This is a genomic window from Paraburkholderia sediminicola, from assembly GCF_046030555.1.
Classification (GTDB): Bacteria; Pseudomonadota; Gammaproteobacteria; order Burkholderiales; family Burkholderiaceae; genus Paraburkholderia; species Paraburkholderia sediminicola_E.
Genome location: NZ_JAQQCH010000024.1, coordinates 112065 through 118119, shown reverse-complemented (window position 1 = coordinate 118119; position 6055 = coordinate 112065). Strand labels below are relative to the sequence as shown.

Here is a 6055-nt window from a genome sequence, read left to right as displayed (position 1 = left end):
AATATGGGGGGCCATAATGTCACGAACATGGCAGCCGGTGTTCTGAGTGCGACGAGTACCGATGCAGTCAACGGCTCGCAACTGTTCACGACAAACGCAAACGTCTCGACCCTTCAAACGACGGTAGACAACATCAGCAATGGCACGGAAGGCCTGGTGCGTCAGGATCAGACCACCGGCGATATCACCGTAGCATCCGCCACGGGCGGCAACATCGTCGACTTCACTGGCACTGCCGGCGCCCGCGTGTTGAACGGCGTCGCGGCAGGCGCAGTGAACGCAACCAGCCTTAACGCGATCAACGGTTCGCAACTGTATGGCGTTAGCAGCTCGATCGCCAACTCGTTCGGCGGCGGCTCGACCGTGAATTCCGACGGCACGATCTCTGCACCGAGTTATTCTGTCGGCGGCACCACAGTCAACAACGTCGGCGATGCAGTGACGAACCTCGACGGCCGCGTGACGCAAAACACCACTGATATCGCGCAAAACACGACGAATATCGCCAACCTGACCGATAACATCAACAACGGTCAAGTCGGTCTGGTCAAGCAGGATCCGACGACGCAGAACATCACGGTCGCCAGCAGCACGGGTGGCGCGGTGGTGGACATGACGGGCACCGATGGCGCACGCACGATCACCGGTGTGGCGGCGGGCGCGGTCACCGCAACGAGCCAGGATGCAATCAACGGTTCGCAGTTGTACAACGCAAGCAACTCGGTTGCCGACGCTTTGGGCGGCGGCTCGACCGTGAATTCTGACGGCACGATCTCGGCTCCGACCTACGTGGTTGGCGGCACCACGGTTCACAACGCTGGTGACGCGATCACCAACATCGACGACCGCGTGACGCAAAACACCAGCGACATCACGAACTTGACCAACAGCATCAACAATGGCGAAGTCGGTCTGGTCAAGCAGGACGCGACGACACAGAACATCACCGTTGCGAAGGACACAGGCGGCACCGTGGTCGACATGACCGGTACGCAAGGCGCGCGCACTGTGACCGGCGTGGCGGCAGGCGCGGTCAACGCGACCAGTGTGGACGCTGTGAACGGTTCGCAACTGTACGGCGTCAGCAGTTCGGTCGCCAACGCAATCGGCGGCGGTTCGACGGTGAATGCGGACGGCTCGGTCAATGCCCCGACCTTCAATGTCGGCGGCACCACGGTGAACAACGTCGGCGACGCAGTGACGAACATCGACGGTCGCGTGACCCAAAACACGTCGGACATCAGCAGCATCAACAGCACGCTGAGCGACATCACGACGGGTAGCGCAGGCATCAAGTACTTCCACTCGAACTCGTCGCAGGCGGATTCGCAGGCAACCGGTGCGGATGCAGTCGCGATCGGCGGCAATGCCAAAGCGACGGCGAGCAATTCGGTGGCGCTCGGTGCGAACTCGGTGGCGGATCGTGCGAACACTGTCTCGGTTGGTTCCGAGGACAACGAACGTCAGATCACCAACGTCGCAGCCGGCACGCAAGGCACGGACGCAGTGAACGTGAACCAGCTGAACGCGGCAACCAGCCAGGCTAACGCCAACAACAATCAGCGCTTCAACGCGATGCAAAACTCAGTGAACGAAGTCGCGAAGAACTCGTACGCCGGTATCGCCGCCGCCATGGCGATGCCGAACTTGACACCGTCGGGCCTTGGCAAGACAGTGGTGGCAGCCGGTGCCGGCGCGTACAAGAGCGGTTCGGCAGCGGCCGTAGGTGTGACGTATCGCTCGCAAAGCGGCAAGTGGCTGACGAACGGCGCCGTTTCGGTGTCGAACTCTGGTGACGCTGGCGCGCGCGTCCAGATGGGCTACGAGTTCTAATTCGCTGTAGCAGGGAAAGTACTTGCGGTTATGGTGTTTTATCTGAATAGGATTCCTTATTTCTAAGTAGTTTCTCCGATGTAAAAAAGGCGGTTTGCTGAATCAGCAAACCGCCTTTTTCTCATTCACGTGTAGAAACGTTGACCCCTCTGTCGTTACTTCAAAGTGGCTCAGCGTGCAGTCGTGGCGGCCGTGGCGGCCGTCACGTCGGCGCTCCTTTGTGCCGACTTACGGGTCGCAGTCTTGCGCGTCTCGACGTCCGCTTCAATCTTCTTCGCTTCCTGCACGGCTTCCTGTGCCGCTTCCTGCGTTTCCTGTCCCGCTTCCGCAAGAAGTTTCGCCGCAGCGTTAGCTGTAATGCGGCGCTGAGCGATACCACGCGCATCCAGCGCGATCACCTGATACAGTTCGCGGTCGCATTCAACTTCCCGCTCATACTCCTCGCACGTCTCGACCAGCAGCTCGAGCAATACTTGCTGGCTACGTCGTTCATGGCCTGTCAATGCAGGATTCCTATATATTGAGGTCGCAAGCGTAGCCAGCCTGTTTAATTGAGTTATTTGTCGCTCGCACGAACCGAACGCCGACAGCGCGAGCTTTTCGTATTGCAGAGCGTCAACAGGCGGGCGTGAGGCGGGTTGCTTTTTGATGGACTTGCTCATGGTGCGATCTCCCTAAGACTTACCTGGATCGCCCGACACTCGCTTGCAAGGAGGGTGAGCGGGCACATAGCGGGTTGACAGACCGGGTCAGAAACAAACCGGCGAGCCTCGCGGCTCCCCGCCACGGCCCGCCCATTGAAATATAGACGTGCAGAGGCAGACGCACGCCCGCCTGAGCGGGTGTGCGGTTTCTGACGTAGGCTGTCAAACCTAGCCACCGGTTGATGCCAGTGACCCAAGAATTATAAATCAGGCCGCACACGCATTGGCCGTCCCAATATAGGCCGACAACCCACCTAGCCATCCGGCCTAAGACAATGCGTCCAACACCAACGCGGGCAACAAAAAGGGCGGATTGCTGAATTCAGCAATCCGCCCTTTCCAATTCAAACCCTACAACCTAACCAGATCAAAGCAACGGCGGCCCCCACCCTAAAACGGCTTAATCACCACCAACGCCACCGCCGCCAGCATCCCCAGCACCGGCAACTCATTAAACATCCGATACCACTTATCCGTGCGACGATTCTCACCACGCTCGAAAGTCCGCAACAACACGCCGCAATAAGCGTGATAAATAACCAGCAACACCACCACGCCCACCTTCGCGTGAATCCAGCCTTGCCCGCGTCCAATGCCAACTGCCAGCCACAGCCACAGCCCACATGCCAACGCCGGCACCGCGATAAACGTCATGAAGCGGAACAACTTACGCGCCATGGTCAAAAGACGCGCCGTCGCCGCCGGTTCCGTTTCCATCGCCAGATTGACGAAGATGCGCGGCAGGTAGAACAGGCCGGCAAACCAGGAGGCAATCAGTACGATGTGAAACGTCTTGACCCAAAGCATTAGCATGTCCCTGTACGGCTTTACAGCGTGGAGATCGGCGCGCCCCTTGCCGGCGCCTGAGAAGGAAAGCGCGTCAGCGCTTTCCTGTGCAGCGATTGCCCCGCGAAGAACACCGCTTTACTGCCGCCCTTCGCCATGCCCTAGCACGACGTATTTGAGAGACGTGAGCCCTTCCAGACCCACCGGCCCACGCGCGTGCAGCTTATCGTTCGAGATGCCAATCTCCGCACCCAAACCAAATTCGAAACCATCAGCAAAACGCGTCGATGCGTTTACCATCACGCTCGCCGAATCCACTTCGCGCAAAAACCGCATCGCTCGATCGTGGTCTTCCGTCACGATCGCGTCGGTGTGCTGCGAGCTGTATTCGTTGATGTGCTCGATCGCCGCGTCGAGACCATCGACTACCTTGATCGCCAGCACCGGCGCAAGGTACTCGGTGCGCCAGTCTTCTTCGCTCGCGTCGACGAGCGGACCGACGCCAGCATCCGCCAGCACCGCGCGCGCCGCGGCGTCCACCCGCAGTTCGACTTCCTTATCGCGATACAGCTTACCCAAAGGCGGCAGCACTTCAGCCGCAATACCACGCGCCACCAGCAGCGTTTCCATCGTGTTGCAGGTGCCGTAGCGGTGCGTCTTCGCGTTATCGCAAACAGTCAGCGCCTTGGCCAGATCCGCGCGGTCGTCGACATACACGTGGCAGATGCCATCAAGGTGCTTGATCATCGGCACGCGTGCTTCGTTCATCAGCCGCTCGATCAGGCTCTTGCCGCCGCGCGGCACGATCACGTCGACGTATTCGGTCATCGTGACCAGCTTGCCGACCGCAGCGCGATCCGATGTGGCCACCACTTGCACGGCGTCCTGAGGCAAACCAGCAGCTTCCAGCCCTTCGCCGATCAGCTTAGCCAGCGCCGTGTTGCATTCGAGCGCTTCCGAGCCGCCACGCAAAATCGTCGCGTTGCCCGACTTGAGGCACAGCGCGGCGGCGTCGATCGTCACGTTCGGACGCGATTCGTAGATGATGCCGATCACGCCAAGCGGCACGCGCATCTGGCCGACCTGGATCCCGCTTGGGCGGTATTTCAGATTGCTGATCTCGCCGATCGGATCGGCTAGCGCGGCGACTTGCCGCAAGCCTTCCACCATCGTCTTCAAGGCCTTGTCCGACAGCGTCAGACGGTCGATGAAGGCGGCGTCGAGACCTTTGTCGCGCGCACGCGCTACGTCGCGCGCATTGGCTTCCTTCAGCAGCGCGGCATCGCGTTCGATCGCGTGAGCGACTGCGGCAAGCGCAGCGTTTTTCGCCGCCGTCGACGCCCGCGCCATCGCACGCGAAGCGTGACGGGCGCGGCGGCCGAGGTCGGTCATGTACTGGTCAATATCCATGGGGATTCTCGTGGTGCCGCGCACATCGAGGTGCCGCGGACAGGCAGAATTAGCGAAAGATGAAACGATTGTAAGTCGGGTGGCGGAGCTTTGCTTGCCGCGGCGGCCGGCATGGCGGAGGCGACGTCCTTAGCGACGTCGGCCGCTTTAGTCATACCAGCGAGTCTAGCGACGTCGATCTTCCAGATCAGACTGGCCTGCGTGTCGGCGCAACCGTCCCCGCCCGAGGTCGCGGCGGGGGCACCGCCGCTGCTTTTGGCGACGCCACCGTCATCGCCAGCTCGAACAACCCGTCCCATGGATCGGGCGGCGGGTCGTTGCGATGATTGCCAGGCGTACCGCCCGACAATCCCTTCACCTGCCGATCCAGCCGCGCCGCCAGAGCCAGCGCTTTCTCCAGCGCACTTTCAGTGACACGCGACAACGCCGGCCCGATCAGCCGCTCACGCGGCCCCCACACGCGGTTTTCGCGCACCAGCATTGCGAGCTGCTTTCCCGCCGCAACGCCGCGCTTGATCCGCAACAGCGTGCGCACTTCTTCGACGACCGCCCACAGCACCAGCACCGCGGCCTCGCCTTCTCCACGCAAGCCGTCGAGCATGCGCGCCAGGCGGCCGACATCGCCCGCGAGCATCGCTTCATTCAGCTTGAAAACGTCGTAACGGGCGACATTGAGCACAGCATCCTGGATCTGTTCGAAGCTCAACGAACCAGCCGGATACAGCAGCCCGAGCTTCTGGATTTCCTGATGCGCCGCCAGCAGGTTGCCTTCAACACGCTCGGCGATGAACGCCAACGCACGACGCCCTTCTTCGCCGGCAACGACCCGCTGGCCCTGAGCCGCAAGCCGTTGACCGACCCAATTCGGCAACTGCGCGCGCTCGACCGGATCGATTTTCAAGGCGACACCTGCTTCGGACAGCGCAGTGAACCACGCCGACTTTTGCGTGGCCGCATCGACGCGCGGCAACGTGATCATCGTCAGTACGTCGTCATTCACGGCGGCGGCGAGCGCCTTCAGTGCATCCGCGCCTTCCTTGCCGGGCTTACCCGATGGAATGCGCAACTCGACCAGTTGACGGTCGCCGAACAGCGACATCGATTGACTCGCGCCCAGCAGCGAACTCCAGTCGAAACCGCGCTCGACGGTGAACACCGAGCGATCGGTAAAGCCGGCTGCTCGCGCCGTCGCACGAATCAGGTCGCTCGCTTCCTGCGCAAGCAGGTGCTCGTCGCCGTACACGACGTACAGTCCGGCGAGTCCCTTGGCGAGATGCGTTTCAAGCGCGTCAAGTCGCAGTTGCATGGCTACCGATCGGCGA

The 6055-nt window shown here is 61.1% G+C and carries 5 protein-coding genes and 1 pseudogene; 2 read left to right on the top strand and 4 right to left on the bottom strand.

Annotation, left to right across the window (positions count from 1 at the left end; translation table 11 throughout):
- Both PQQ52_RS28015 and PQQ52_RS34625 read left to right on the top strand, forming a co-directional pair.
- Positions 1–1533, top strand: a pseudogene (locus PQQ52_RS28015) (YadA family autotransporter adhesin); the annotation flags it as partial.
- Positions 1534–1575: 42 nt separating this feature from the next.
- Positions 1576–1833 carry a YadA-like family protein gene (locus tag PQQ52_RS34625; RefSeq protein WP_459252560.1) on the top strand — a complete coding sequence of 86 codons (258 nt, stop codon included), beginning with the start codon at positions 1576–1578 and terminating at the stop codon, positions 1831–1833.
- Positions 1834–2003: 170 nt separating this feature from the next.
- Here the strand turns inward: PQQ52_RS34625 and PQQ52_RS28010 are convergent, their stop codons facing one another.
- The 4 genes from PQQ52_RS28010 to holA all read right to left on the bottom strand — a co-directional run bounded on the left by PQQ52_RS28010 (position 2004) and on the right by holA (position 6039).
- A complete protein-coding gene (locus PQQ52_RS28010) occupies positions 2004–2495 on the bottom strand; it encodes a hypothetical protein (RefSeq protein ID WP_408218652.1) in 492 nt (163 codons plus the stop codon).
- 432 nt (positions 2496–2927) lie between these two features.
- Complete coding sequence (locus PQQ52_RS28005) at positions 2928–3350, bottom strand: CopD family protein (RefSeq protein ID WP_408218650.1); 423 nt, start codon at positions 3348–3350, stop codon at positions 2928–2930.
- A gap of 111 nt (positions 3351–3461) precedes the next feature.
- Positions 3462–4733 (bottom strand): glutamate-5-semialdehyde dehydrogenase, encoded by a 1272-nt coding sequence (locus PQQ52_RS28000; RefSeq protein WP_408218647.1) that lies wholly within the window; start codon positions 4731–4733, stop codon positions 3462–3464.
- A gap of 187 nt (positions 4734–4920) precedes the next feature.
- The gene (gene holA, locus PQQ52_RS27995; protein ID WP_408218644.1) at positions 4921–6039 is read right to left on the bottom strand and encodes a DNA polymerase III subunit delta; all 1119 of its coding nucleotides are present in this window, start codon (positions 6037–6039) and stop codon (positions 4921–4923) included.
- Positions 6040–6055: the final 16 nt, after the last annotated feature.

Coding starts and splice junctions, on each gene's coding strand:
- PQQ52_RS28005 (WP_408218650.1), bottom strand. CDS start 3,350: ATGCTAATGCTTTGGGTCAAGACGTTTCACATCGTACTGATTGCCTCC.
- holA (WP_408218644.1), bottom strand. CDS start 6,039: ATGCAACTGCGACTTGACGCGCTTGAAACGCATCTCGCCAAGGGACTC.
- PQQ52_RS28000 (WP_408218647.1), bottom strand. CDS start 4,733: ATGGATATTGACCAGTACATGACCGACCTCGGCCGCCGCGCCCGTCAC.
- PQQ52_RS28010 (WP_408218652.1), bottom strand. CDS start 2,495: ATGAGCAAGTCCATCAAAAAGCAACCCGCCTCACGCCCGCCTGTTGAC.
- PQQ52_RS34625 (WP_459252560.1), top strand. CDS start 1,576: ATGCAAAACTCAGTGAACGAAGTCGCGAAGAACTCGTACGCCGGTATC.